Source organism: Flavobacterium sp. KMS (assembly GCF_000813005.1).
Taxonomy (GTDB): Bacteria; Bacteroidota; Bacteroidia; order Flavobacteriales; family Flavobacteriaceae; genus Flavobacterium.
The window spans coordinates 38,057-64,695 of record NZ_JSYP01000007.1 but is presented as its reverse complement, the minus strand read 5'-3'; the positions used below and the strand labels follow the sequence as shown (position 1 = coordinate 64,695).

22 protein-coding genes and 1 other RNA gene are annotated in these 26,639 nt (G+C 32.3%); 14 read left to right on the top strand and 9 right to left on the bottom strand.

All coding sequences use genetic code 11. The features are described 5' to 3' along the window. Positions 1-54 precede the first annotated feature (54 nt). From OA93_RS08650 to OA93_RS08630, 5 genes are all read left to right on the top strand, one after another. Entirely contained in the window at positions 55-846 is a 792-nt protein-coding gene (locus OA93_RS08650) for a (Fe-S)-binding protein (protein ID WP_035620482.1), read from the top strand. Positions 847-962: 116 nt separating this feature from the next. Continuing rightward, positions 963-1,445 carry a hypothetical protein gene (locus OA93_RS08645; protein WP_039112776.1) on the top strand — a complete coding sequence of 161 codons (483 nt, stop codon included), beginning with the start codon at positions 963-965 and terminating at the stop codon, positions 1,443-1,445. A gap of 149 nt (positions 1,446-1,594) precedes the next feature. Next, positions 1,595-2,041 carry a hypothetical protein gene (locus tag OA93_RS08640; RefSeq protein ID WP_039112775.1) on the top strand — a complete coding sequence of 149 codons (447 nt, stop codon included), beginning with the start codon at positions 1,595-1,597 and terminating at the stop codon, positions 2,039-2,041. 289 nt (positions 2,042-2,330) lie between these two features. Continuing rightward, the gene (gene bshA, locus OA93_RS08635) at positions 2,331-3,482 is read left to right on the top strand and encodes an N-acetyl-alpha-D-glucosaminyl L-malate synthase BshA (protein ID WP_039112774.1); all 1,152 of its coding nucleotides are present in this window, start codon (positions 2,331-2,333) and stop codon (positions 3,480-3,482) included. Positions 3,483-3,505: 23 nt separating this feature from the next. Continuing rightward, the gene (locus OA93_RS08630) at positions 3,506-3,931 is read left to right on the top strand and encodes a protease complex subunit PrcB family protein (protein WP_039112773.1); all 426 of its coding nucleotides are present in this window, start codon (positions 3,506-3,508) and stop codon (positions 3,929-3,931) included. Between the two features lie 50 nt (positions 3,932-3,981). Here the strand turns inward: OA93_RS08630 and OA93_RS08625 are convergent, their stop codons facing one another. Next, positions 3,982-4,467 (bottom strand): hypothetical protein, encoded by a 486-nt coding sequence (locus OA93_RS08625; protein WP_039112772.1) that lies wholly within the window; start codon positions 4,465-4,467, stop codon positions 3,982-3,984. Between the two features lie 127 nt (positions 4,468-4,594). Next, complete coding sequence (locus tag OA93_RS08620; RefSeq protein ID WP_039112771.1) at positions 4,595-5,419, bottom strand: UDP-2,3-diacylglucosamine diphosphatase; 825 nt, start codon at positions 5,417-5,419, stop codon at positions 4,595-4,597. 189 nt (positions 5,420-5,608) lie between these two features. Here OA93_RS08620 and aroC point away from each other — a divergent pair, with 189 nt between their 5' ends. From aroC to OA93_RS08605, 3 genes are all read left to right on the top strand, one after another. Beyond that, a complete protein-coding gene (gene aroC, locus OA93_RS08615; RefSeq protein WP_039112770.1) occupies positions 5,609-6,667 on the top strand; it encodes a chorismate synthase in 1,059 nt (352 codons plus the stop codon). 58 nt (positions 6,668-6,725) lie between these two features. Further along, a complete protein-coding gene (locus OA93_RS08610) occupies positions 6,726-8,018 on the top strand; it encodes a dicarboxylate/amino acid:cation symporter (RefSeq protein WP_039112769.1) in 1,293 nt (430 codons plus the stop codon). Between the two features lie 200 nt (positions 8,019-8,218). Beyond that, positions 8,219-10,402, top strand: coding sequence for a response regulator (locus OA93_RS08605; protein ID WP_240474706.1), 2,184 nt, complete (start codon positions 8,219-8,221; stop codon positions 10,400-10,402). 83 nt (positions 10,403-10,485) lie between these two features. Here OA93_RS08605 and OA93_RS08600 read toward each other — a convergent pair whose 3' ends face one another. Both OA93_RS08600 and OA93_RS08595 read right to left on the bottom strand, forming a co-directional pair. Further along, positions 10,486-11,739, bottom strand: coding sequence for a DEAD/DEAH box helicase (locus OA93_RS08600; protein WP_039112767.1), 1,254 nt, complete (start codon positions 11,737-11,739; stop codon positions 10,486-10,488). Between the two features lie 87 nt (positions 11,740-11,826). Continuing rightward, entirely contained in the window at positions 11,827-12,888 is a 1,062-nt protein-coding gene (locus tag OA93_RS08595) for a formimidoylglutamase (protein WP_039112766.1), read from the bottom strand. A gap of 95 nt (positions 12,889-12,983) precedes the next feature. On the opposite strand from OA93_RS08595, the gene OA93_RS08590 reads away from it, so the two are divergent. After that, on the top strand, positions 12,984-13,862 hold the full coding sequence (locus OA93_RS08590) for a hypothetical protein (RefSeq protein WP_039112765.1): 879 nt from the start codon (positions 12,984-12,986) through the stop codon (positions 13,860-13,862). A 617-nt stretch (positions 13,863-14,479) separates the two neighbouring features. Here the strand turns inward: OA93_RS08590 and hutI are convergent. Then, positions 14,480-15,718: an imidazolonepropionase gene (gene hutI, locus OA93_RS08585; RefSeq protein WP_039112764.1), complete on the bottom strand. Its 1,239-nt coding sequence runs from the start codon at positions 15,716-15,718 to the stop codon at positions 14,480-14,482. Between the two features lie 202 nt (positions 15,719-15,920). Further along, positions 15,921-16,976: a glutaminyl-peptide cyclotransferase gene (locus OA93_RS08580; RefSeq protein ID WP_039112763.1), complete on the bottom strand. Its 1,056-nt coding sequence runs from the start codon at positions 16,974-16,976 to the stop codon at positions 15,921-15,923. Positions 16,977-17,064: 88 nt separating this feature from the next. Between OA93_RS08580 and ffs the strand changes: the two genes are divergently transcribed. The 4 genes from ffs (at position 17,065) to OA93_RS08565 (ending at position 19,547) form a co-directional block, all read left to right on the top strand. Beyond that, positions 17,065-17,162, top strand: an RNA gene (gene ffs, locus OA93_RS24465) — signal recognition particle sRNA small type. Positions 17,163-17,355: 193 nt separating this feature from the next. Next, positions 17,356-18,159: an SDR family oxidoreductase gene (locus tag OA93_RS08575; RefSeq protein WP_039112762.1), complete on the top strand. Its 804-nt coding sequence runs from the start codon at positions 17,356-17,358 to the stop codon at positions 18,157-18,159. Between the two features lie 144 nt (positions 18,160-18,303). Next, a complete protein-coding gene (gene fsa / locus OA93_RS08570; RefSeq protein ID WP_039112761.1) occupies positions 18,304-18,960 on the top strand; it encodes a fructose-6-phosphate aldolase in 657 nt (218 codons plus the stop codon). A gap of 92 nt (positions 18,961-19,052) precedes the next feature. Then, positions 19,053-19,547, top strand: a complete 495-nt coding sequence (locus OA93_RS08565) for a hypothetical protein (protein WP_039112760.1) — start codon at positions 19,053-19,055, stop codon at positions 19,545-19,547. Between the two features lie 186 nt (positions 19,548-19,733). Here OA93_RS08565 and OA93_RS08560 read toward each other — a convergent pair whose 3' ends face one another. From OA93_RS08560 to OA93_RS08550, 3 genes are all read right to left on the bottom strand, one after another. Further along, complete coding sequence (locus OA93_RS08560; RefSeq protein ID WP_039112759.1) at positions 19,734-21,203, bottom strand: MFS transporter; 1,470 nt, start codon at positions 21,201-21,203, stop codon at positions 19,734-19,736. Positions 21,204-21,381: 178 nt separating this feature from the next. Next, positions 21,382-22,083, bottom strand: a complete 702-nt coding sequence (locus OA93_RS08555; protein ID WP_039112758.1) for a LytTR family DNA-binding domain-containing protein — start codon at positions 22,081-22,083, stop codon at positions 21,382-21,384. After that, the gene (locus tag OA93_RS08550; RefSeq protein WP_240474703.1) at positions 22,073-23,107 is read right to left on the bottom strand and encodes a histidine kinase; all 1,035 of its coding nucleotides are present in this window, start codon (positions 23,105-23,107) and stop codon (positions 22,073-22,075) included. Before OA93_RS08550 ends, OA93_RS08555 begins: the two co-directional genes overlap by 11 nt. Before the next feature lie 443 nt (positions 23,108-23,550). Between OA93_RS08550 and OA93_RS08545 the strand changes: the two genes are divergently transcribed. Further along, complete coding sequence (locus tag OA93_RS08545; RefSeq protein ID WP_039112756.1) at positions 23,551-26,583, top strand: SusC/RagA family TonB-linked outer membrane protein; 3,033 nt, start codon at positions 23,551-23,553, stop codon at positions 26,581-26,583. Positions 26,584-26,639 lie beyond the last annotated feature (56 nt).

The following is a 26,639-nucleotide window of genomic DNA, read 5'->3' as shown; positions in this document are numbered from 1 at the left end:
TTGTTTTATAACGATTGCCCACTTAACGATTAACCGATTAAACAAAAAAAGAACATGTCAGAAAGTTTAGTTGTGCCAACAATGGCAGAAATGCTAGCCCAAGGAAAACAACCAGAAGTTTTATTCTGGGTAGGTTGTGCAGGAAGTTTTGATGATAGAGCAAAAAAAATCACAAAAGCCTTTGTACGAATATTAAATCGTGCAGATGTTTCTTTTGCGGTTCTTGGTACAGAAGAAAGTTGTACTGGAGATCCTGCAAAACGTGCTGGAAATGAGTTTTTGTTTCAGATGCAAGCTATGATGAATATCGAAGTTCTGAATGCTTATGAAGCAAAAAAAATAGTTACCGCTTGTCCGCATTGTTTCAATACAATAAAAAATGAGTATCCTGAACTTGGTGGAAAATATGAAGTTGTACACCATACAGAATTCTTAAAATCATTGCTGGATGATGGTAGATTAACCATTGAAGGCGGACAGTTTAAAGGAAAACGTATTACGTTTCATGATCCATGTTATTTAGGACGAGCTAATAAAATATACGAAGCACCAAGAGAATTAATTGAGAAACTTGATATTGAGTTGGTCGAAATGAAACGCTCTAAAGCAAACGGATTATGTTGTGGAGCTGGTGGAGCGCAAATGTTTAAAGATGCAGAGCCAGGAAACAAAGAAGTAAACGTATTACGTACTGAAGATGCTCTGGAAGTAAAACCAGATATTATTGCTGCTGCTTGTCCGTTTTGTAATACAATGCTAACGGATGGTATCAAAAATAAAGAAAAAGAAGCTGAAACTAAAGTAATGGACATTGCCGAGTTAATCGCTAATGCACAGGATTTGTAGTTTAGGAAAGGTTCAAAGTTTAAAAAAAGGTTCAAAGTTGCAAAGGTTCTGAAGTTCTAAGGTTTTGAACTTTTAACATGAAACTTTTAACTGTTTAAAATCTAAAATAAAAAAAAATGTATATTCCTTTTGAAAATTTACCTGGAGAATCAAAGATTTGGATTTATCAATCCAATAGAAAGTTCTCGGACGAAGAATTTTCTGAAATCGAAACTGCTTTACAAGGTTTCCTTGAATCTTGGGCAGCACACGGAACTAGTTTAGAATCATCATACTTGCTTAAGTACAACCGATTTATAATTATTGCTGTAGATCAAGATGTACAAGCTGCAACAGGATGTTCTATCGATTCATCGGTAGAGTTTATCCAAAGTCTTGAGAAAAAATACAATGTAGACTTGCTAGATAAGATGAATGTTACTTTTAAATTAGGAGAACATATTGCTCACAAGCCATTGATTGATTTTAAGAAAATGGTGAAAGACAAAGCAGTTACTGAAAACACTATCGTTTTTAATAATTTGGTAAACAATATTGAAGAATTTAATGAATCGTGGGAAGTTCCAGCAGCAGATAGCTGGCATAGTAGATTCTTTTAAATCTTTATTATAGATAAATTACAAAAGGCATAAAATTTAGATTTTATGCCTTTTTTTTTGAGATAAAATGAAACTAGACTTTCTTTGTCTGTAATAATTAGACTTTATAAATAAAATTTAGTGTAATCGTAAAATTGACTCAATTATAAATGAAAAATCAAGGCTTAGATTATCGTTGGATGAAATATAAAAATGGTAGACCATATTTTGCAATAGTTAACTTAAGTATTGAAAAAGATGAGATTAAAAACCAAATTATAGAAAATTACTCTGGAATTGGATATAGTAATCATTCAATAGATGTGGGGCGTGAAGGAATGGAAACTTGGAAGAAAGGATTAATAGCAGGTTTGGAGTTCGCTCTTTCTTGTAGTTCTGAGTTCTGGAAAATTACTATAAATGCAGTAGTTGGTAAACCAGTTACAGATACAAACCCTACGATTATTGGGTATACGGGTATTTTGGCTTTTTTAGAAACAACAGAAATTATAATTGATAAACAGTTACTGCAGCAATTAGAAGACTTCGTTTACGGTAGTTGGGAGTTTAATAGTGCTGAAAAAATACCGAATTTTAATAATCGAATTTTTGAATAATCTTTGTCAAAGTTCAAAATTTTGACAAAGGTCGTTGTCTAGCAGAGATCCTTCCTGCGTCAGGAGGATAAGTTTGCGGTTACGATGTGGTTAGTTTATGTAGCAACGTTGTCTTTGTTCTTTTGCAACTCTGTGAGATAGACGTACTGCTGAGAGCCTCTACGGAAAACCTTTGTCCCTTTGAACCTTAGTATCTCAGAACCTCAGAACCTTTTTTTGAAAAATCTAACATTCTAAAATTTCAATTCAACACTAATTTTAAGTACTTTCGTAAGACTAAAATTAATACATGAAAATAGCAATAGTTTGTTATCCTACTTTTGGTGGGAGCGGGGTTGTAGCAACAGAGCTCGGTCTTGAATTAGCAAGACGTGGTCACGAAATTCACTTTATAACTTATAGTCAGCCTGTTCGGTTGGCACTTTTGAATCCTAATGTACATTATCACGAAGTAAATGTTCCTGAATATCCTTTGTTTCACTACCAGCCGTATGAGTTGGCTTTGTCAAGCAAATTGGTAGATATGGTAAAGTTGTATAAGATTGAATTGCTTCATGTACATTATGCAATTCCTCATGCGTATGCAGGCTATATGGCGAAGCAAATGCTTAAAAATGAAGGGATTCATATCCCGATGATTACAACACTTCACGGAACGGATATTACCTTGGTAGGGAATCATCCGTTTTATAAACCTGCAGTAACTTTTAGTATTAACAAATCAGATTATGTGACTTCGGTTTCTCAGAGTTTGAAAGATGATACATTAAAATTGTTTAACATTAAGAATAAGATAAAGGTGATTCCTAATTTTATCGAACTGGATAAGGTTAAAAAAGATCCTGACGCTCCTTGTCATCGTTATGTTATGGCAAAGGAAAACGAACGTATTATTACACACATTAGTAATTTTAGAAAAGTAAAAAGAATCCCGGATATTATCAAGATTTTTTATAATATCCAAAAAGAGATTCCTGCAAAATTAATGATGGTAGGTGATGGGCCTGAAAAGGAGAAAGCCGAGATTTTATGCCAGGAACTAGGGATTTATGATAAAGTAATCTTTTTTGGGAATAGTAACGAAATAGACAAAATCTTGTGTTTTACGGATTTATTTTTATTACCGTCTGAAACAGAGAGCTTTGGTTTGGCAGCGCTTGAAGCAATGTCTTGTAGTGTTCCTGTAATTTCTAGTAACTCGGGTGGTTTGCCTGAGGTAAACTTTGATGGTTATTCGGGGTATTTAAGCGATGTAGGTAATGTTGAAGAAATGGCTGTGAACGCACTTAAGATTCTTAAGGATGATGCGACTTTAAATGTGTTTAAAGCGAATGCTCTGGAGGTTGCGAAGAAATTTGATATTAAGAATATTTTGCCAAAGTATGAAGCATTATATCAAAAAGCGATTAACGATTATAAAGATCACAAAGGAGTACAGTAAAATATTAATTTAAAAAGTTAACAATGAAAAAAATACTAGTCTTATTTGTTTCAGTTCTTGTAATTTCTTGTGGGGCAACAAAATCTGGAGATAAAAATACTGCTTTGTATGAAGTTTTGACTCAGCAAAGTGATGGTGGTGGAAATATTCATTTTTTTGAAATATTGAGCGAACCTAATGAAATCAAGATGTTGACCAGTGATGAGAGCTTAAAAGGAAAAATAAAAGAAGACGATATAAAAAAAGCAAATTATATTGTCCTGAATATGGGAGAGAAAAATACTGGAGGTTATTCTATAGGAGTTGAAAAAGTAGAGGAAACAGATAAAAATATTATTATAACTGTTAAAGAAACTGCTCCTGCACCCGATAGTATGGTAATGCAAGTGATTACTTATCCTTATGCTGTGGTAAAAATAAATTCGAAAAAAGAAATTATCATTAAATAAAAAAAAAATCCTGTCATTAAGTATGACAGGATTTTTTATAAATACATTTATTAAAATTGAAATTTGATTCCTAATCCAATATCAAATCCAAAATTATCATCATCGTAATATCCAGAACCAATTTCTGGTCTTGCGTCTAGTGAAAGTAAAATTGGCACTTCTTTAAATCCGTACTCAATACCTATATCTCCAGCTGCAAATACGAAAGTTCCACTGTCACTATAGCCATGGTAATCATGATCCCAGCTGCCAATACCACCACCGACACCTGCGTACCAGTTAAAACCTTGGTCTATGTTCCATACCCATTGGTATAGTCCTACTAATTTAAAAGCATCTACATCGTTGCTATTTCTCCAACCTAAATCGGCTTCAATTCTATTATTTTTAGATAATGCCCTCTGGTAAGAAATCTCTCCTCCAAATCCGTGGTTATCCCCTAAACGTAATCCAAGCGCATTTTTAGAAATGTCTTGTGCTTGTGCTGTAAATGCTAATCCTAGCAACATGATAGCTGACAAAATTATTTTTTTCATAAGTAAGTATTTATTCAGACAAAGTTATTGTATAAACAAAATGTTAAAATTATAGAAATTATATTAAATGTTTCATAATTCACATTTTTGCTTTGCTGAATCATACTTGATGCAAATCAGGATAAAATTATTTAGGGATAAAGCGTGAGGTCATTAATTGGCTACTTAAACTATCTTCCATTTCAAAAAGGTTTTCTTCTTCAGAGAAATTCATTTGAGAATAATGAAATAATTTCCATCGCTTTTTATGGTATTCTAATGCGGTTAAATTTTCTATCCAATCTCCAGAATTTAGATAAAGTGTTGATCCGTTTTTATTTTCTTTTCTTTCAATTTTTGGTTCATGAATGTGTCCACAAATTACGTAATCGTATTTCTTTTCGATGGCTAAATCTGTTGCAGTTGTTTCAAAATCGGATATATGTTTAACAGCTTTTTTTACGCTGGCTTTAATTTTTTTAGAAAAAGAATAAGGTTCTCTGTCAATCTTAGATAAGCACCAGTTTATGAATCGATTGGTTAAAATTAGGTAATCATAACCTATTCCGCCTAGTTTTGCAATCCATTTAGAGTGTTGTACAGAGGCATCAAATACGTCTCCGTGAAAAATCCAGGCTTTTTTATCATCTAATTCTAAGATTAATTTATCGACTAAGGCAAAACTTCCCATAGTCATTTCGCTGAATTTTCTTAGGATTTCATCGTGATTACCTGTTACATAATACACTTTAGTTCCTTTGGAAGCAAAGCCGATAATTTTCTGAATTACCTTTAAATGGGATTTTGGAAAGTAAGATCTCCTAAATTGCCATGCATCAATTATGTCGCCATTTAATACTAAAATTTTTGGTTTAATGCTTGATAGGTAGTTGCTTAGTTCTTTGGCATGGCTTCCGTAAGTTCCTAAATGAACATCTGATATTACTACAACTTCAACATTTCTTTTTTTCAATTGGTTTTGATTTGGTGTTTAACAAATTTAAAGAATCTGCTGCCGATTTGTTTTTAATAAATAGTTATCAATTGTTCTTCAATTTTAAGAAATCGTGATGATAATGCAAATTAACCTTTAGATAATAATACCAATTTAAAATTTTTTAATTTAATTCATAAAACTTACATTTGCTCAAAACTAATTACAATGGCGGGAAATAGCTACGGAACACTATTTAAAATTACAACATTTGGAGAATCGCATGGGGAAGCTTTAGGCGGAATTATTGATGGTTGTCCATCAGGAATAACATTAGATCTAGAAGCAATACAGTTTGAGATGTCAAGAAGAAAACCTGGACAATCTGCAATAGTAACCCAACGGAAGGAACCAGATGATGTACAATTTTTATCTGGAGTTTTTGAAGGAAAAACCACTGGTACTCCAATTGGTTTTATTATTCCGAATACAAATCAAAAATCAGACGATTATTCTCATATAAAAGATAACTACAGACCTAGTCATGCTGACTATGTTTATGATAAAAAATACGGTTTTCGTGATTACCGTGGGGGAGGTCGTAGCTCCGCCCGCGAAACTGCCAGTAGAGTTGTTGCTGGAGCGATTGCGAAACAAATGTTACCTACTATTAAAATCAATGCCTACGTTTCGTCTGTAGGACCAATTCATTTAAACACTCCTTATCAGGAATTAGATTTTTCTAAAACAGAAAGTAATCCTGTGCGTTGTCCAGATGAAGCTGCTGCGGCGACTATGGAAGAATATATTAGAGATATAAGAAAACAAGGTGATACTGTAGGTGGGGTTGTGTCTTGCGTGATTCAAAACGTGCCTGTAGGTTTAGGTGAGCCTGTTTTTGATAAATTGCATGCCGAATTAGGAAAAGCAATGCTTTCTATCAATGCTGTAAAAGGTTTTGAATATGGTAGTGGTTTTTCGGGTTCTGAAATGAAAGGAAGCGAGCATAACGATTTATATAATCCTGACGGAACTACTAAGACAAATCTTTCGGGAGGAATCCAGGGTGGAATTAGTAACGGAATGGATATCTATTTTAGAGTTGCCTTTAAACCTGTTGCAACAATTATGCAAACACAGGATTCATTAGATAACAAAGGAAATATTACTCCTATGACTGGTAAAGGACGCCATGATCCATGTGTTGTTCCTCGTGCTGTACCAATTGTAGAAGCTATGGCTGCAATAGTTCTTGCAGATTTCCATTTGATAAATAAAACATATTAGAGAGATACGTAAGACAGGCGAGCGTCTTATATTTAATTAATAATACAAAAAACACTTGATGAACAATAATACAGAAATCAAAAAAACATCTTTTTTCAGAGGCTTAACTGGGCAAATTCTTATTGCAATGTTTCTTGGTGCAACACTGGGTATTATATTGCATAATTATATTTCGCATGATGCGGCAGTAGAGTTTAGTAATAAGATAAAGATGTTAGCTACTATCTTTATTCGCTTGGTTCAAATGATTATTTCGCCTTTAGTATTTACCACTTTGGTAGTTGGTATTGCTAAATTGGGAGATATAAAAACAGTAGGTAGAATTGGAGGAAAAGCATTGGCTTGGTTTTTTACAGCCTCTTTTATATCATTATTGATTGGTTTGTTCTATATAAATATTTTGCAACCAGGAGTAGGTTTAAAATTAGACCACGTAGATATGTCGGCTGCAACTGAGGTAACAGGGAAAACGCAATCGTTGTCGTTTGAGAATTTTATTGCACATATTGTACCTAAGAGTATTTTTGAAGCAATGGCTACAAATGAGATTTTGCAAATTGTAATATTCTCCATTTTCTTCGGATTAGCAGCAGCTTCATTAGGAACTACTGTAAAACCGGTTATTAATGCGCTGGATAAAATGTCGCACATTGTTCTTAAAATGGTAAACTATGTAATGAACTTCGCTCCAATTGGAGTTTTCGGAGCCATTGCAGGAGTATTTGCTGTAAGAGATGCTGAAGAATTATTAATCACATATTTTAAATTTTTCGGTTCGTTTTTAATAGGGATTAGTACTTTATGGGTTGTTTTAATTGTTGTAGGTTATATTTTTCTTAAAGGAAGAATGACTGAATTGTTAAGACGTATTATGGGACCTGTTGCTATTGCTTTTGGAACAACAAGTAGCGAGGCTGTGTTTCCTAAATTAACAGAAGAGCTGGAAGAATTTGGTGTAAAAGATAAAATTGTATCATTTATGTTGCCATTAGGTTATTCTTTTAATCTGGATGGTAGTATGATGTACATGACTTTTGCAAGTATTTTTATTGCACAGTTCTATGGTGTACATTTAGATATAGGTACTCAAATGGTAATGCTTTTGGTTTTAATGTTAACTAGTAAAGGTATTGCAGGTGTACCAAGAGCCAGTTTGGTTGTTGTTGCTGCAACCTGTGGTATGTTTGACATTCCTATTGAGGGTATTGCTATAATCTTGCCAATTGACCATTTTTGTGATATGTTCCGTAGTGCTACAAACGTATTAGGTAATGCACTTGCTACATCGGTAGTAGGAAAATGGGAAGCTGACAAAGAGATTAATTTTGATGCAGTAGATTCTAATAGTTAAGAGAGAAATTCTTAATAGTGAGATAGTTTAAAAAGAGTACTATTTGTAAGAGTAACTTGTATTCTTTTTTATTCAAAATATATTATAAGGAGTTGTATTTTATTTATAAAATACAACTCCTTTTTTGTTTTTAAATGTATATTTGATGAAACTATAGTTAATTTATGTTTAATATTCGGATTATTTTATCGCTATTTTTGATGATTTGTGTCACGAAGCCTGTAATTGCTAAGACAGAGTTGCCAACAGAACAAGATATCACAAGAACAGCTGATAAGGCACTAAAATATCTAAAAGAATCTGATTTTGAAAAATCATTAATTGTTTCCAGAATAGTTTTACAACAAGCATTAATAGCTAAAAATAATAACCTAATAGCTGTTTCATACAATATCATTGCTGCAAATTATAACGAGTTTTCAGAATTTGACAAAGCAATATTCTACTATAAAAAGGCATTATCCTTTGCCAATAAAACTACCAATAACATCTTAAAAAACAGAATAAACAATAACTTAGGTAATATGTATTGTTTTGAAAAAAAGCAATATGAAAAAGGAATAGAGTATTATAAAAAATCCCTTGATTACAGTAAGAAAGAGAAAGATAGCTCGCTTGTTTATTTAATTAACTTAAATATTACCTGGGCGTATTTTGATATTGGTGAGTTTTCATTGGCCTTGCCTTATTTTAAATATATAAATGAACATCATAGCAATCATCTTAACGAATCTACAATTGTAGCGTTTAATTTGCTTAACGGAATGTATTATTCTCATATCGAAGATAAAGCTAAAGCTGCCGCATATTTTATTCGGGCAATTAAAGAGGGGCAAGCAGGAATGGAAAAATCTGATTTATTGTATTCATATCTCGAATACTCTAAGTTTTTGAATAAAATAGGGGATCATAAACAAGCTTATCAGAATATTATTAAACACAATGCGGTTAAGGAGAATCTTTATAATGAGCGTAAATTAAAAAGTGCTGAAAAGGCTGGTTTTAATCTTGAATTGGATGAGTATAAAAGACAAATTGGTAAAATTGAAATTGAAAAAGGTGTTCAGTATCAGGATTTAAGAAAATCCAGGATTATCGTTTTGTTATTTGTTTTAACCTCTTGTATTTTTCTTATTCTGATAGTTACATTATATAAAAACGTTGTTTTTAAAAAGAGAACTAATGCACAGTTATTGTTTACAAATGAGGAATTAATAAAAGCTAAGGAACAGGCAGAAGAGGCTTCGGTTCTTAAAACTCAATTTATATCTACAATAAGTCACGAATTACGAACGCCGCTTTATGGTGTTGTGGGGATAACTAATATGCTGCTGGAGGAACATAAAGAATTAGCCAGAAGCCCACATTTAAGTTCTTTAAAATTCTCGGCTAGATATTTATTATCTCTGGTTAATGATATTTTGCAAATCAATAAAATAGAAGAAAATAAAGTTATTCTCGAAAGTTTGACTTTTAATATATCTGATGAGATTAATATGATTAAGAACTCATTGTCTTTTTTATCACAAAAAAACAATAATCATATTACTGTAATTATCGATTCGGATATTCCTGAGTATTTAATTGGTGATAAATTAAGGCTTGCTCAGATATTAATGAATTTGGTAAGTAATGCTTTAAAATTTACTAAAAAAGGAGAAGTATTTATTATTGCAAATCTAGTTAAAGTTGCAGGAAAGGCACATTTTATAGAGTTTCAGGTAAAAGATACCGGAATGGGAATTGCCGTTGTTGATCAGGATAAGATTTTTGAGAAATTTGTTCAGGTTGGTCGTAATGAACAAGATTATCAAGGAACTGGTTTAGGATTAACTATTGTAAAACGATTATTAGGATTGTTTGGTAGTTCAATCTCGCTAGAAAGTAATGTTGGGGAAGGAACTACATTTACATTTACTATAGCTTTTGAATATGATCCGGAGAAAACAAAAAGTATAATTAATGAAATTCAGGTTGATCTAACCTCTAATCAGGTGTTCAGAGTTTTGGTTGTTGAGGATAATCGAATAAACCAGCTTGTGACTAAAAAGATTATCGAAAAAAATAATTATAGCTGTACTGTTGTTGATGATGGGTTTGCAGCTTTGGAGATATTAGATACGGAATCTTTTGACGTTGTTTTAATGGATATTAATATGCCAATGATGAATGGATTCGAAACAACTAGAAAAATACGCTTAAAAGGCATAAAAACGCCTATTGTGGCATTAACTGCTTTTGATAAAGATGAGATTACCGATGAAGCTATTTCTGCAGGGATAAATGATATTATAATAAAGCCTTTTGAATCCGTAAAATTATTCAAAATTATAAATTGCCTTATTGTAGAAACAGAAAACGTTGGCTATAGTGCCAACGTTTGAATCTGATTGATTTTAAATACGAATTTCGCTAATTACTGATAATTATGAGTTCGGGTTTAACTTTGTATGTTTACGCGATAAGATTAATACCAACGTTTTTTGTTTTGTTTAGATGCGTCTGATTTTCTTGATTTGTGCGCTCCGCCACTTCGGTTTGAATTTTTAGGCTTTGCTGCCGCTGCCGCTTCAGGGCTTCCTGCATGCCATTGGTACGGATGATCACTTATCGTTTTTACATCAACTTTTATTAGTTTTTGTATATCTTTCCAATATCCATGTTCGTCTTTACTACAAAAAGAAATTGCAATTCCTCCGTTTCCAGCACGTCCCGTTCTACCGATTCGGTGTACATACGTTTCTGGAATATTTGGTAAATCAAAATTAATAACAAATGGCAATTGATCAATATCAATACCACGTGCAGCAATATCTGTAGCTACAAGAACTCCAACTTCTTTGTTCTTAAAGGCATCAAGAACACGTTGTCTTGCATTTTGAGATTTATCACCGTGAATTGCTTCGGCAGCGATATTATTTTTTCTAAGTGCTTTTACAACATTATCAGCTCCATGTTTTGTTCTCGAGAAAACCAAAACATTTGATAAGTCTTCATTTTTTATCAAATGATATAAAAGGTTTCTTTTTTCTGTTTTTTCAACAAAATAGACACGTTGCTCAACATTTTCTGCTGTAGATGATACTGGCGAAACTTCAACTTTTGCTGGGTCTTGTAAGAACATTTCAGCTAGTTCACGAATTGCAATTGGCATTGTAGCTGAGAACAATAAGGTTTGTCTGTTTTTTGGAGTAAGTTTTACAATCTTTTTTACATCGTTTATAAAACCCATATCCAGCATTTGATCTGCTTCATCTAATACTAAAACATGTAAATGATCTAAATCTATAAATCCTTGTTTTTGTAAGTCAAGTAATCTTCCTGGTGTTGCCACAAGAATATCTACACCTTTTTTAAGGGTATCTACTTGCGGATTTTGTGATACTCCACCAAATATTGTAAGTTGAGTTAAGTTGGTGTATTTTGCATAAGTTTCAAAACTTTGCCCAATTTGTACCGCTAATTCTCTTGTAGGTGTAACTATAAGTGCACGGATTACTTTGGCTTTTTTAGATGAACCTACAATTCTGTGTAATTGATGTATGATAGGAATAGCAAATGCTCCAGTTTTTCCAGTACCTGTTTGGGCACACCCAATTAAATCTCTTCCAGCTAGTACAATCGGAATAGATTGCTCTTGGATAGGAGTAGGGTTTGTATAGCCTTCTTCAAATACGGCTTTTTGTATACTTTTAGAAAGTGATAAGTCTTCGAATAACATATTTTCGGTATTAAGAATTTAGTTTTAAGTACTAAAATTCTGTGCAAAGATAGGTTTATTCGCTTAATCGTTTATTTGAATATGCGTTTATTTAGTTATTGAGCTTTTTATTTCGATTTTTTCAAAGTTCGATTTTATAAAATCTGTAACTAAATAGCCTATCAATTTTCCAATTAAATGATTGTTTTTTTCTTCGCCTAAATCTGGTGCGCCTTCGCAAATATGCAAATAAGCTGCATTTTTATGTTGTCCAAAATAAGATACAAACTGGCGTAGTTCTTCAATCGAAAATCCACTTAAAGTCATAGCGCTACTTGCAATATTTGGAATTGCGTCCAAATCGATTTCGATTCCGAAGATATCTGTTTTAACAAAATCTAAAGCAAATTGCATTTCGGCATTAAAATCTTTTTCTTTTCTAATTTTTACGCTGTCGTATGTATTGTAACGAACTCGGTCTTCAATTTTTTTAATAATATCGAGTACACTTTTGGAGGTGTAATTTTCGTGTAATCCGAATATGAAGTATTTTTTTAAGAAACCTTCTTCGTAAGCGTATGAAAAACCATTTCCGCTATGTCTTCCTTCCAGAATTCTGAAATCTGAATGCGCATCAAAGTTTACTGCATTTATAGGTTTTCCATGAGCAAGTGCCGTTCCTTTTATATTTCCGTAGGCATTATTATGACCTCCGCCTATGATAATTGGGATTTTTCCTGCTTTGATAACGTTAAATATAATATGCGAAACTTCTTTGTCTACACGCTCTACCAGCTGGCTAAGTTTTGATCGGTCGTCGATGTCGTTAAAGTCAAGATGTTCTACTTCTTTCATCTCTTGTTTTACATCAATTTGACCTAAAACTACAATGTGATTTCCTTTGCAAAAACGGTTGTGTTGGATGTTTGCAATACTCTTTATGGTACTATCCCAAGCAGACGCAGCCCCAGGTCTTCCGTAGTTGGCGCGTATTCCAATGTCTTCCGGAATTCCTAAAAGGACATACTTAGCTTCACAATTTTTAAGAAAATCAATTGTATCAGCACCTTTGGGAACTATTATCATTTTTTCGCCAAATTTTATTTCGCCACTTCTGTGATTTGTAACTTTAGCTAAGTCGTTAATAGTAAAAGGGATTAGTTTTTCCATAAAAAAAATATATTTTCCAAAAATAATATATTTGTAGCAACTTACGTTATTAGCTTATATTAATTATTAAATTTGTTTACAAAAATTATTTAAATATGGAAAATCAAAAGAACAACAACTCAAGTCTAAAAGCAGTAATAGCAGTTTTAGCAATTTTATTAGTAGGTAGTTTAGTGTATATATTTAAAATGACATCTGATTCTGATGTTGTGAAAACCGAACTTACTACTACATTAACAGAAAAAGAGTCTGTAATGAAGGATTTACAGGAATTAAAAGCAACTTATGATGCTGCAATTGCTGAGAATACATCTATGTCTGATGAGTTAATTCAGGAAAGAGACAAAGTAGTTACTTTAATGGATGATTTGAATAAATCTAAAGGAGATGTGTCTAAATTCAGATCTCAGGTTCAGGCTATGCAAGGTAAAATGAAAGTTTTAGTTGCAGAAAATGATGAGTTGAAAAAACAAAATGGGGTGTTAACAGTTCAACGTGATAGCACAATTGTTGTTTTAGGTGAATCTAAAAAATTCAACGAAGTATTAGTTGGTCAAAATGAAGAATTGGCTAAAACTGTTGAAAAAGGATCGAAATTATCTATCCTTAATACAAAAACTGCAGCTTACAAATTAAGAAGCTCAGGAAAACAAATTGAAACTGATAAAGCTAGTAGAGCTGATGTATTAAAAATTAGTTTTACAATTGCTGAAAATCAAATTGCTAAATCTGGAGATAAAACGTATTATGTACAAGTTATCGATAGTAAAAACAATGTTTTAGGAGATAAAAAAACAGAATCTTTTGGAGATAAATCGTTAGTTTATAGCTTTGTTACAAAAGTTCAGTACGAAAACAAATCAGTAAATGTTTCTGAAGATTTACCTGGTAAAAACTTTGAAAAAGGAACTTACTTTATCAATGTTTTTGATAATGACGAGTTGGTTTCTAAAACAAGCTTTACTTTAAGATAAAAAAGTACTTAATAATATTAAAAGGGCAGTAAAACTTAGTTTTGCTGCCCTTTTTCTTTAGGTTTATTTATCTGGATTTTCGTTTTTTATTCTGACTATCTTCTAGTTTTTTTAATGCTTTTTCTTGTTTCTTCGCCTTTAAATCTTTTGAAGGTGCTTTCATGTTGTTAACCTTAGCCATGATCTTATTTTTTTTAAAAATTATTTAAATAGTATAAAATAGCCTTGATCCTAAAATTTATGGATATAAATAAAACTTTATATAGCGAGTAACATTATCCAAAAATGTATTGGAAATGGGATTGTAAAAAATAAAGTTTATAGGATGTATTAAGCACACTCGCGGGTGCTTAATAATTCGGGAAGATTTTTTGTTTAAATGAATTTGTAAACGTTATAAGAACGTTTGTGTTAGGAACCCAGTTTATGCTAGTATTGAAACCTTTTTGTTTCAAACTAAATTTGCATAAATCTAAAATGAGGCCTAATGTATTCATGAAAAAAAACTCTTATTTCAAAAAGATGAAGATAGTAACTTATTTAGGGATTACCTAATTTAAGTAGCTATTTTAGAGCCTTTTAAAATAAGAGTTTGTATTTTTTAGTTTTCGATTTTATTATTCGAAAATTTCACCTTCGATAAAAACGCTTTCTATTAAATTAGTACCAAAAGCATAAGGCAATTGGTAATAGGAGGTAATAGGTTTAGTTATTATGAAGTTAGCTTTTTTTCCTACTGTAATAGTACCATGGGTATCTGAAACTCCCATTGCATAAGCTCCATTTATTGTAGCTGCATTAATTGCTTCTTCGGGAGTCATTCTCATCTTGATACATGCTGTTGCAACGACAAAATTCATGTTTCCGGATGGGGTAGAGCCAGGGTTGTAATCTGTAGCTAATGCAATTGGTAATCCTGCTTTTATCATTTCTCTTGCTGGTGTATATGGAATACTCAGAAAATAAGAACACGATGGCAGAGCTACAGGCATCGTTTCGGTGTTTTTTAATGCCTGAATGTCATCTGGGTTCATTGTTTCGAGATGATCGACAGAAAGGGCTTTATATTTAACGCTTGCTTGTATACCGCCTATAGAATTAAACTGGTTGACATGGATTTTTGGTATTAATCCGTTTTGGATACCTGCTTCCATAATTCGCTCTGTTTCTTCGACTGAGAAGTAACCCGTTTCACAAAATACATCTACGTAATCTGCTAGCTTGTTTTTGGCAATTTCTGGCAGCATTTTGTGGATAATCTCATCGATGTATCCTTTTTTGTTTTCTTTAAATTCTAAAGGGAATGCATGTGCGCCAAGAAAAGTTGCTTTTATAGTTACTGGGTAATTTTCGGCAAGTTTTTTTATGACTCTTAGCATTTTTAATTCGCCGTCTACAGTAAGTCCATAACCTGATTTTATTTCGACAGCTCCAGTTCCTAAACGCATAACTTCTTCAAGTCTGGCTTTGGATTGGTTGTATATTTCTTCTTCGGAGGTTTCGTTAAGCTTTTTTGCAGAATTTAGAATTCCACCACCGCGATTAGCGATTTCCTCGTAAGAAAGTCCATTTATTCTATCTACAAATTCTTGTTCTCTGTTGCCAGCGTATACAATATGTGTATGACTGTCACACCACGAAGGAAGAATCATTTTTCCTGTTGCATCAATAGTCGAATCGGCCTTTATTTCCGGAATGTTTTCCATTGAACCAAATGCTGCAATTAGATTGTCTTTTATAACTAAATAAGCATTCTTGATGGTTGGAAGTATTGCCATTTCGGCTCCGGAAACTTTAGAAATTGGAGTTTCCCGAACCTGTATAAGCTCTTTTATGTTTGTAATTAAAGTAATCATTGTATAAATTTAGTTTTAAAAAGGATACTGATTGTTTTTATAGTATTGAAATAAAACACAAATTTACTTCGTCAGTTCGCCCTACGGTCTCGTGTCACAAATTAACACTAATCGATTCGTGAAAATTTGTGAAATTCGTATTGAAATATTAGAATTTGGTCCCGAAGCTTCGGGATAAGAATTCGAATATTGTCTTTATATATTATTCAGAAACGGTTATTTCAAACATTTTGTCCCAGTTTTTACCTGTTACAAATATTGTTTTTGTCTTTGGGTTGTAAGCAATTCCGTTTAAAACATCATCGATTGTTATGCTAGGAGCTAGTTGCTTGCGTAATCCTGACATGTTTAGGATTCCTTCGACTGCACCAGTTGTTTGGTTTACTACTGCAATTGCATCTTTTTGGAATACGTTTACATAGAATTTCCCGTTGATTAATTCTAATTCGTTTATAGCTTTGATTTTTGAGCTTCCTGAATATACATTGATATAATCAATCATTTTTTGAGTTTCAGGATCCATTTTCCAAATCTTTTCGGTTCCATCACCTTGATAAATGTATTTTCCGTCATTTGTCATTCCCCAACCTTCGATTTCTTTATCGTAGGTAAAAGTTTTTTCAAGTTTTAATGTATTGATGTCATATATAAAACCTGTTTTTTCTTGCCAGGATAATTGGTATAGTTTGTTGTTGATAATAGTAATTCCTTCTCCGAAGTATTTATTGTCAAGTGTAATTTCTTTATATACTTTACCAGTTTTGTAATCGTATTTTCTAAAGTACGAATCTCCTTTTTGTCCTGTGCTTTCATAAAGGGTATCTCTGAAAAACTCTAAGCCTTCTGTAAAAGCTTTGGTGTCGTGAGGATAGGTGTTTACTATTTTATATTTCAATAATTTAGGTTGAATATCCGAAACTAATTCAATTCTTGAGGTTGCTTCAGCATTTTCTCCGTCGTAATAAACCAATGCTTTTAGTTTTTGGTATCCTAGTTTTTGATCTTTTAATTCAAAATTTAATTTGTTTAAACCTTTTACTGCACCAACTTTTGTATCGTTAACAAAGTACACAATGCTGTCGATTTGTTTTGAATTTGGGTTTGAAATACCTAAAGAAACAGACTGATTTGTTAAAAAATGGGCAGGAAAATTAGAATCATCAAAAGAAAATATAGAATTTTCATCTTTTTTTGTCTCTTTACAACCAACCAGTGTGATTCCTAATAAAATGAAAGTTAAGAAGTTATGTTTTTTCATAGTCTAAAATTTGAAGTAGCCAATATACAATGTTATTTTTATAGGCACAAAGCTCTTGCAAAAATATAAAAAGATTGTATATTTGCACCGGCAAGTCCTACACGATCTGCTCCTGCAGACTCCCCCAGGATGGGAACATAGCAAGGGTAAGTGGTTGAGCGATGCGATGTAGGTCGCTTGCCTTTTTTTAATCTCCCGATGTTTCGGGATTTTTTTTTAGAATAAATTTAAAAGTGGTCTTCCTTCGGGAGGATTTTTTTATTTTTGGACCTGTCTGAAGTTAGAAGTCATATGTGGGATGTTAGAAGTTTTCTTTAACATCGTGTTTTAGGCATAGGCACTTACTTTTAACTATAACATTTAACATCTAACCTAAATCATGAGTAAAGTTATTTTAATTACCGGAGGATCCTCAGGGATTGGAAAATCTATTGGAGAATTTTTGCATAACAAAGGATTTGTAGTGTATGGAACTAGTAGAACTCCTGAGAAGGTTTTAAATTCTGTTTTTCCTTTAGTTGCTTTAGATGTTCGTGATGTGGAGTCGATTAAGGCTGCTGTTGCTAAAATTATAAAAACTACAGGGCGTCTTGATGTTGTTATTAATAATGCTGGTGTAGGGATTACTGGTCCTTTGGAAGAAATTCCGACAGAGGAAATCAAGAATAATTTTGAAACTAACTTTTTTGGTCCAATCGAGGTAATGAAAGCTGTTTTGCCACAAATGCGTGAGCAGAAGTTAGGTTTGATCATTAATATTACTTCTATTGCTGGTTATATGGGGTTGCCTTATCGAAGTGTATATTCGGCTTCGAAAGGGGCTTTGGAGTTAATTACAGAAGCTTTACGTATGGAAGTTAAGTCTTTTGGGATTAATATTACTAATGTTGCTCCTGGTGATTTTGCTACTAATATTGCTGCAGGACGTTATCATGCACCTGTAATAAAGGGTTCGGCTTACGAGACTGTGTACGGACGTACGCTTGAAACGATGAATGAGCATGTAGATGCGGGTGGAAATCCTAATGAAATGGCTGAGGCTATTTATAAAATTATGCAAACTAAAGAGCCTAAAGGACATTATAAAGTTGGGGCTTTTATGCAGAAATTCTCAATTGTTTTGAAACGTATTCTTCCTGATAAAGTTTATGAAAAGATGTTAATGAATCATTATAAGTTGTAATTTTGCAGCGATTTTTCATTTTGCGTGAGGGGATGAAATGGAAATCCTTTTATTTTTTTCTTTAAAAAATAAAAGATTGTAATGTAAAACCCGTTCGCCGCGGCGAACACGCCCTATTTAGGAACACAATTAAATATAATACATATGAAATTTTTTATTGACACAGCTAATTTAGCTCAAATTAAAGAAGCACAAGCTTTAGGTGTTTTAGACGGGGTTACTACTAATCCATCATTGATGGCAAAAGAAGGAATTACTGGAAAAAACAACATTTTGAAACATTACGTTGATATTTGTAATCTTGTTGAAGGTGATGTTAGTGCCGAAGTTAATGCTTTGGATTATGACGGAATGATTAAAGAAGGTGAAGAATTGGCTGATTTACACGAGCAAATCGTAGTTAAATTGCCAATGACGAAAGAAGGTGTTATGGCTGCGAAATATTTCTCGGATAAAGGAATTAAAACAAACGTAACTTTAGTATTCTCTGCTGGACAAGCTTTATTGGCTGCTAAAGCTGGAGCAACTTATGTTTCTCCTTTTATTGGTCGTTTGGATGATGTTTCTACAGATGGTTTAGCGCTTATAGAAGAGATTAGATTGATTTATGATAACTATGGTTATGAAACTGAAATCTTAGCTGCTTCTGTACGTCATACTATGCATATTGTAAACTGTGCAAAAATTGGTGCTGATGTTATGACTGGACCTCTTTCTGCAATTTATGGTTTATTAAAACACCCATTAACAGATATCGGATTGGCGCAGTTTGTTGCTGATTTTGAAAAAGGAAATAAGTAATTTTTCTTAAAATTTATTTTAAAACGCCATGTTTGTCAAAAACATGGCGTTTTTTTTATATTTTTATGTATCTCAAAATTAACTATCTACATATGAAAAAGCTACTAATTGCATTTGCGTTTACAATAGTTGGATTGTCGGTTACTGCGCAAGCCAAAGTAATAAAAGGAATTAATGATGCTGGTGACGTGGCTACATTTGAACTGGATTGTTCAAAAAGCTTTCAGGTTCTTGATAAAGGATTGCGTTATACAATTGTACGACATGAGTTTAAAGGTGCGGAAATGAAAAACAGCTACCGCGTTATGTTGGTTATGGATGGTTTTTATACTACAACATTAAATAATTCGATGACAATTTCGGCAGTATTTGGTGATGGAAGTATTGTTAAAACTCAAAAAATTATTGAAGATGACGGTTATTTTGATGGTGCTTGTACCTTGAAGTTAAAAGAACCGAGAAAGCTTTTGGATCTGGATATAAAGCAAATTATAGTGCATGCTAACAAAGATGTGGTGTATACTATTCCTGAAAAGAATAAGGTGATTTTTAAAAAGAATTTGGAGAATATCCTTAATGCTAAATGATTATATTATCATGTGGTATGCTATTTAACCGTAAAGGGTGCAAAGTCGAAAACCACAAAGTCCGCAAAGCTTGATTATTAAGTTTTGCGGACTTTGTGGTTAAATCTAATTCCTAATGGAAAGTTGTAAAGCATAAAAAAGTCCCATTTTGCAATGGGACTTTTTCTATTTTAATACGGTGGGTTTTTAATGACCTCGTCCTCCGCTTTGAGTATGATTAATTCCTTGTCTCTTTAGTATTTTAGGACAATAATAACCGTAGAATCCTAAATATGCAAAACCAAGTAGCGGAACGATATAAGAAAAGTGTGTCCATGTAATACCAAATATTCCTTCTGGGCTAGTAAGGTCGATATCGCAAATACTTCCTTGAATCAAAGGAATTACTCCTCCTCCAAGAATCATCATGATTAAGAATGAAGATGCTTTTCCGGTGTTTTTTCCTAAACCAGCAATAGCTAAATCAAATATAGATGGCCACATGATAGATAAGAATAAACCTCCAGAGATAAAGAAGAATTTAGCAATTGATGGATCTGGACAAATTAATCCGGCAACCATCATTAATAAACCTGAAATTCCGAAAAGCATTAAAGTTTTTCCAGCATTTTTACCACCTACAAAACTTACTGCTATGAATAACAAAATCCAGATTGGGTAAATGTAGAATGAAGAAACGTCATGTGCTGCAAAAATATTAGCTCCAATAATTACTCCAAAGGCGATAGCTGGAACAATGAATTTTAAGGCTGTATTTACTAACGTAGAAGTGTTGAAAACGTTTACTCCACCATTCCAACGTCCGATCATTAAACTTCCCCAATAAAGAGCGATAAATGGGGCGATAGCATCTTCTAGAATATTACCAAATTCGGCAGTATGTAGTAAAGCTGGTAAATTACTAATAATTGTTACTTCTGTTCCTACGTATATAAAGATTCCTAACATTCCCAAATATAGTTGTGGGTAGTCTGAAATGTTGAATTTTTCGTGTGCTACTTTAACTACTTCTTCCTCTTCTTTTGCAGGATCTTCAATTTTAGAGAAGTTCATGAAAATGGCTACTACAATAAAAGCAAGACCAAGAATGATGAAAGGTAGTTTGATGTCTTCTAATGAAAGGGAAGTATTTTTATTATCTCCCATTCCGAACAAAGCGATCCCTAATAAAATAGCTCCAATTGTTGTTCCGAAAGAGTTGATACCTCCTGCTAAAGTTAAACGGTGAGCTCCTGTTTGTGGGCTTCCCATTTTAATAGCTAAAGGATTGGCTACAATTTGTTGAATCGAAAATCCTAAACCTACAGTAAATAAAGCGGTTAAGAAGAAAGGAAAGCTTTCCATAGTTGCAGCGGGAACAAATAGAAACGAACCTACAGCAGAAAGAATTAAACCAGCAGAAAGTGTTTTTTTGTATCCAAATTTTTGCAGTACATCCATTTTTAAAGATACTAAGAAGAAAATCATAGATCCTACGAAGTAAGCTGCATAAAATGCCCAAGCAACTAATTGTGATTGTACTTGAGATAAAGTGAAAACTTTTTTGAATACTGGAATTAGGATGTCATTGGCAGATCCAACAAAGCCCCAAAAAAAGAAAACTATTATCAAGGAGATAAATTGTCCCCATTTTGTTTGTACATTTTCTGAACTCATAATGTTATAAGGTTAATTTTATTTGTTTTTATTTGTTTTTTGATGAGCGTAAATATATTTGTAAACTCGTTTAAAAAAAAATAAAACAGAACAAATAATGTTAAATTTATACCAACGGCATGATTTATTCAACAAAGTGTTATTTTTTAGAGAGGCAAAATCGATGATTTTGAGGAGGTTATTCTAGTATTTTACTTTTTACATCTTTGCTATAATTCCTACCTATTGGTAAAGTGAAAGATTGGATTTGTATGCGATTTCCTTCAATAGATTTGACTTTATTCACTGCAATTAAGTAAGATTTGTGAATACGCATAAATCTATCGGCCGGCAACTCGTCTGATAATGCGGTTAATGACTTGTGAGTGATGTACGTTTTATCAAGGGTTACTACCTTGATGTATTCTTTCATTCCTTCTACAAATAAAATTTCATCAATATTTATCTTGATCATTTTCTTATCTACTTTGATAAAAAGATGAGGCTCGACACGATGATTTTCGACTTTGATATTGTTCTTTAAATTGAACTCTGTCGTAATTTTATTGATGCATTTTATAAATCGAGGAAGGGGAATAGGTTTTACTAAATAATCTAAAACTTCAAGATCATAACTTTCGGCTGCAAATTCTCTAAAAGCGGTAGTAATGATAACTTTGGTTTTGTTTTCTATTAAGCTAATGAGTTCAAAGCCAGTCATCATGGGCATGTTAATGTCCAGGAAAACGGCATCTACACTGTTGTTGTTTATAAAGTCCAGTGCTTCTAGCGCATTAACAAATGTACCGGTAATTTCAAAATCGGTAAAATTTGTAAAGTAGTTTTGTAGAACTTTGATTGCTAATGGTTCATCATCAATCAATACGCATTTAATTTTCATTATTAATAGGTATTTGCAAGCGAATTATGTAGTAATTAAATTTAGTTTTATATTCTAAATTGTAATTATTCTTATAAATTAGTTTTAATCTCTTTTGGGTATTGACTAAGCCAATTCCTCTTTTTGTCTTAAAATTCTGTGAATGTACAAAATTATTTAATACTTCAAAATCGAGTGTTTTGTTATCAATGATTTTGCAGTTTACTTTTATTTTTAAATTTGGGTTATTAAGTCCGCCATGTTTAAAGGCGTTTTCTATTAAGGAGATGAAGATTAAAGGCGGTACCTCGACATCGTCTATATCTGACTCTAAATTAATACTAACTTCTACATTTTGAAATCGTAGTTTTTCTATCTCAATATAGTTATGAATATAGTCTATTTCCTGAATTAATTTAACAGATTTTGTTCCTTTTATGTCATATAAAACATATTCCATTAATTTGGAAAGTTTGATAATCACATCTGGAACTTTGTCTGAAGATTCCAGTGATAATGCATATAGATTATTTAGAGTGTTAAAGAAAAAATGAGGTTGAATCTGATTTTCAAGATATTTTAATTTAATCTTAAACTGATTTTCTCTCAAGGATCGGTTTCTTTCCCTTTCTCGTAACCATGTAAGTGTCAGGTAAACAGATGATGCCATTGCTAATACATATAATTCACCAATACATACAGCAACGATATGATTTATCTCGAAAGGTTTGTATTCGCGATTTGCCTCTGGCCAAATGTTTTGGGATATTAAGTAATAGGTAAGTGCAGTTTTTACTAAATAAATTACAAATAAGCTCGCTATAAGACTAAAAGTATAGGTGATGTATTTAGATTTTAATACATAACGTGGTACTAAAACAAATAGATTAAAATATACTAATGGTATATGTAATGAGAATTCAATAAGATTTGATTTAAATGAATATTGATAGTTATTGAAGTAAGCTCCCCATCTTAAGAAATTCAATATAAAATAAACTCCCCAAAACCAAAGATGATTTTGAAGTTTAATGTCGAATTTCATTTTACTGATTCTATTCAATTAGTAGTTGGTTTTGGTTGTGTTAAATAATTAGTAAAATATTATTTTGCAACTTTAATCAATTAGTTAATGAAAACACAATTTTTTTGAATAAAAATTTGAAAAATATCTTAAAACATGAAATATTTAGTCTAGACAACGTTTTCGTAAAATGCATAATTGATTGTTTCCTAGATATACTGGCTTGTTTGCTCGGTTTTGTTTTTAAATGTGTGATAATTTGTTAAAAAGTCTGTATTATTGACTTAAGTTTAATTTAAAACTTAAAATATTGAATAATTTATACGTAGAAAACGTTTTCGTTTAGCATATTATAGATTGTTTGATGTCGTTTGTTTATGGTTTTTTGTTGTTGGTATAAAATATTTTTTTTAACAATTCTTTAAGAATAATTTTATCCCATAACTAACAAAAATTTTATAAACATGAAAAAAATTTTCTTAATCTTTATGATTGCTTTTACGGTGCAGGTTTCGCTTGCTCAGGTAAAAAATGTCAAAGGTGTGATTACAGATTCTGATGGATTGCCGTTGCCAGGAGCTTCAGTTGCAGTTCAAGGAGGACAAAAAGGTACAGTTACCGATTTTGATGGTGTATTTTCTATTGAGGCTCAAAAAGGGCAAACTTTAGTTTTTAGCTATGTAGGATTGGAAACGCAAAATGTTGTTGTTGGAGATGCTGCCACTGTTAACGTAAAGTTAAAGAACGCTGCTTCGAATGCATTGAATGAAGTTGTTGTAACCTCATTAGGTATCAAGAAGGCTAAGAAGTCTTTAACTTATGCCGCACAAGAGGTAAAGGGTGAAGAAATGACTCGTGTAAAAGATGCGAATCTTATTAATAGTTTATCAGGAAAAGTATCAGGTTTAGTTGTGGGTAGAAGTGCTTCTGGTTCTGGAGGTTCTGTAAAAGTAACTATTCGTGGTAATTCATCAATCTCAAACAACCAACCATTGTATGTTGTTGATGGAATTCCATTGTTAAACTCTTCAACCGCACAAGGGAATCAAGTTTTTGGAGATAAAGCAGGAGGTAATAGAGATGGTGGTGATGCTGTATCTATGATGAATCCTGAGGATATCGAATCTATGACAGTATTAAAAGGAGCATCTGCTGCCGCTTTATATGGCAGTCAGGGAGCTAATGGAGTTATTCTTGTAACTACTAAAAGAGGTAAAGTGGGAACTGTTACTGCAAATTATACTTCAAGCCTTTTTGTTGATAATGTAATTTCATTACCAGAATTTCAAACAACTTATGGAGCAAATGCAGGTGCAACAAAAACTTGGGGAGCTGCGAAAGATTCTCCAGAGCATGTAGATAATTTTTTCAATACGGGGATGACTTTTATAAACTCAGTTGGAATTAATAGTGGAAATGAAAAAGCGACTACAAGTCTTACTTATGCAAACACTAATATTGCTGGGGTTATGCCAACAAATGAATTGAAGAAAAATAATATTGGTATTCGTCAAAGTGTAAAAATATTTGAAGATAAATTAACTGTAGATGCTGCTTTCTCTTTTGCAGATCAAAAAATCACAAACAAACCAACGAATGCGTTATATTATAATCCTTTAACAGGGGTATATTTATTTCCAAGAGGAAATGATTTTAATGATTACAAGAATAATTATGAAGTATTTGATCCTGTTAGAAACTTAAATACTCAAAGATGGGTAAGTGGAACAAGTGATATAATTCAAAATCCATATTGGATTCAGAATAGAAACGTATCTACAGATATCAACCAATCTTTTATAGGTTCTATCGCATTAACTTTTAAAGCGAATGAGTGGTTGAGTTTTAAAACCAGAGGTGGTTATAATAAAATGTATAGTAAGTATGATAAAAAAGTTTTTGCTGGTACAAATGCAGTTTTAGCAGCAAGCACAGGTAGATATATTTTATCAAATAGTGAAAGTTCTCAATTGTACGGAGATTTTATCGGTACAGTAAATACAAAATTTAATAGTGATTTCAGTTTTAATGCTATTTTAGGAGCGAGTATCACTAAATCAACAGTTAATAATACTGTAACTAATGACTCGGGTGTAAAAGGTTTGATAAATGCAAACTGGTTTAATATCAATAACTTTGTAGCAACTTCAGGAAATAGCCAATCTATTGGAGCAGAAAAAGATGTACAATCTTTATTTGGTAGTGCTACTTTTGGTTATAAGGATATGCTTTTCTTGGATGTTACAGGAAGAAATGACTGGTCATCTACATTAGTTAACACAGAAAATTTAGGATTCTTTTATCCATCTGTTGGTCTTACTGCTATTGTAAGCCAAATGGTTAAACTTCCAGAAGCTATAAGTTACGGAAAAGTGAGAGCTTCTTTTGCTCAGGTAGGTAATGATGTTACTCCTTTTTTAACTTCTCCATCAAATACAATTTCTTTTGGAAATGTAGTGAGCCCTATAACTGGTCCTAGACCTGGAACTTCTTTGAAACCAGAAAAACAAAATTCATTTGAAATTGGTACAGAGTGGAGATTTGTAAATAACAGATTTGGAATTGATTTTACGTATTATCAAAACGAAACAAAAAATCAATTGGTAACGATTCCTGCTCCATTAACTAACCCTTTTGGGTATACTAATTATGCTTTTAATGCAGGTAGTATCGAAAATAAAGGTTTTGAAATTACTGTATCTGCAAAAGCAATCGTTACCGATAAGTTTTCTTGGGATATAGGTCTTAATTATGCATCAAATAAAAATTTAGTTAAATCTTTGGGTGAAGAAATTAAAGCTAATGGAGTTCTTTTAACAGATGGGGATCCAAATAGTTATAGATATCGTTTGGTAGAAGGGAAACCATTTGGAATTATCGAAGGAAAAAATATTTTAAGAAATGATCAAGGGCAAATTATGCTTGATGATAGTGGGAATATTCAAAAAACAGATTGGCAAGAAATGGGAACTTCTAATCCTGATTTTATGTTAGGGTTTTCTAATACATTTAAATATGAGAAGTTTTTCTTAAATGTACTTATCGATGGAAGATTTGGAGGAAATGTAATGAGTTTGACTGAAGCAATGCTAGATAATTATGGTGTTTCTCAAAAGACAGGTGAACAAAGACAAGCTGGTGGAGTTGCTATAAATGCAGTAAATGCAGATGGTACTAAATTTCAAGGATTATATAGTACTGAAAAATATTATAATGTAGTGGGAGATAGAAGTGGAGCTACAGGAGAATATATGTACAAAGCTACAAATGTTAGGTTAGGAGAGCTTTCATTAGGATATACTTTTGATTTTAGTAAAGAAACTATCTTTAAAACGGTGAATCTTTCTCTTGTTGGGAAAAACTTGTTTTTCTTTTACAAAGATGCTCCTTTTGATCCAAACGTAACTTTAAGTACTGGTGAAGGATTACAAGGTATAGATATATTTGGTGCTCCATCTACAAGAAGCATAGGTGTGAACTTGAATTTAACATTTTAAGAATGTTTTCTTATAAAGGATAAAACCTTTTAATTTATGATGTTTTAATTGTTGTT

What these genes read in the sequence shown, in the direction of transcription:
- OA93_RS08560 (WP_039112759.1), bottom strand. Translation starts at nt 21,203, where the DNA reads ATGAGTTCAGAAAATGTACAAACAAAATGGGGACAATTTATCTCCTTG.
- OA93_RS08575 (WP_039112762.1), top strand. Translation starts at nt 17,356, where the DNA reads ATGAGTAAAGTTATTTTAATTACCGGAGGATCCTCAGGGATTGGAAAA.
- OA93_RS08595 (WP_039112766.1), bottom strand. Translation starts at nt 12,888, where the DNA reads ATGGAAAAACTAATCCCTTTTACTATTAACGACTTAGCTAAAGTTACA.
- OA93_RS08645 (WP_039112776.1), top strand. Translation starts at nt 963, where the DNA reads ATGTATATTCCTTTTGAAAATTTACCTGGAGAATCAAAGATTTGGATT.
- OA93_RS08555 (WP_039112758.1), bottom strand. Translation starts at nt 22,083, where the DNA reads ATGAAAATTAAATGCGTATTGATTGATGATGAACCATTAGCAATCAAA.
- OA93_RS08590 (WP_039112765.1), top strand. Translation starts at nt 12,984, where the DNA reads ATGGAAAATCAAAAGAACAACAACTCAAGTCTAAAAGCAGTAATAGCA.
- OA93_RS08630 (WP_039112773.1), top strand. Translation starts at nt 3,506, where the DNA reads ATGAAAAAAATACTAGTCTTATTTGTTTCAGTTCTTGTAATTTCTTGT.
- OA93_RS08625 (WP_039112772.1), bottom strand. Translation starts at nt 4,467, where the DNA reads ATGAAAAAAATAATTTTGTCAGCTATCATGTTGCTAGGATTAGCATTT.
- OA93_RS08610 (WP_039112769.1), top strand. Translation starts at nt 6,726, where the DNA reads ATGAACAATAATACAGAAATCAAAAAAACATCTTTTTTCAGAGGCTTA.
- OA93_RS08640 (WP_039112775.1), top strand. Translation starts at nt 1,595, where the DNA reads ATGAAAAATCAAGGCTTAGATTATCGTTGGATGAAATATAAAAATGGT.
- OA93_RS08650 (WP_035620482.1), top strand. Translation starts at nt 55, where the DNA reads ATGTCAGAAAGTTTAGTTGTGCCAACAATGGCAGAAATGCTAGCCCAA.
- aroC (WP_039112770.1), top strand. Translation starts at nt 5,609, where the DNA reads ATGGCGGGAAATAGCTACGGAACACTATTTAAAATTACAACATTTGGA.
- hutI (WP_039112764.1), bottom strand. Translation starts at nt 15,718, where the DNA reads ATGATTACTTTAATTACAAACATAAAAGAGCTTATACAGGTTCGGGAA.
- OA93_RS08600 (WP_039112767.1), bottom strand. Translation starts at nt 11,739, where the DNA reads ATGTTATTCGAAGACTTATCACTTTCTAAAAGTATACAAAAAGCCGTA.
- OA93_RS08580 (WP_039112763.1), bottom strand. Translation starts at nt 16,976, where the DNA reads ATGAAAAAACATAACTTCTTAACTTTCATTTTATTAGGAATCACACTG.
- OA93_RS08605 (WP_240474706.1), top strand. Translation starts at nt 8,219, where the DNA reads ATGATTTGTGTCACGAAGCCTGTAATTGCTAAGACAGAGTTGCCAACA.
- OA93_RS08545 (WP_039112756.1), top strand. Translation starts at nt 23,551, where the DNA reads ATGAAAAAAATTTTCTTAATCTTTATGATTGCTTTTACGGTGCAGGTT.
- fsa (WP_039112761.1), top strand. Translation starts at nt 18,304, where the DNA reads ATGAAATTTTTTATTGACACAGCTAATTTAGCTCAAATTAAAGAAGCA.
- OA93_RS08550 (WP_240474703.1), bottom strand. Translation starts at nt 23,107, where the DNA reads ATGAAATTCGACATTAAACTTCAAAATCATCTTTGGTTTTGGGGAGTT.
- bshA (WP_039112774.1), top strand. Translation starts at nt 2,331, where the DNA reads ATGAAAATAGCAATAGTTTGTTATCCTACTTTTGGTGGGAGCGGGGTT.
- OA93_RS08565 (WP_039112760.1), top strand. Translation starts at nt 19,053, where the DNA reads ATGAAAAAGCTACTAATTGCATTTGCGTTTACAATAGTTGGATTGTCG.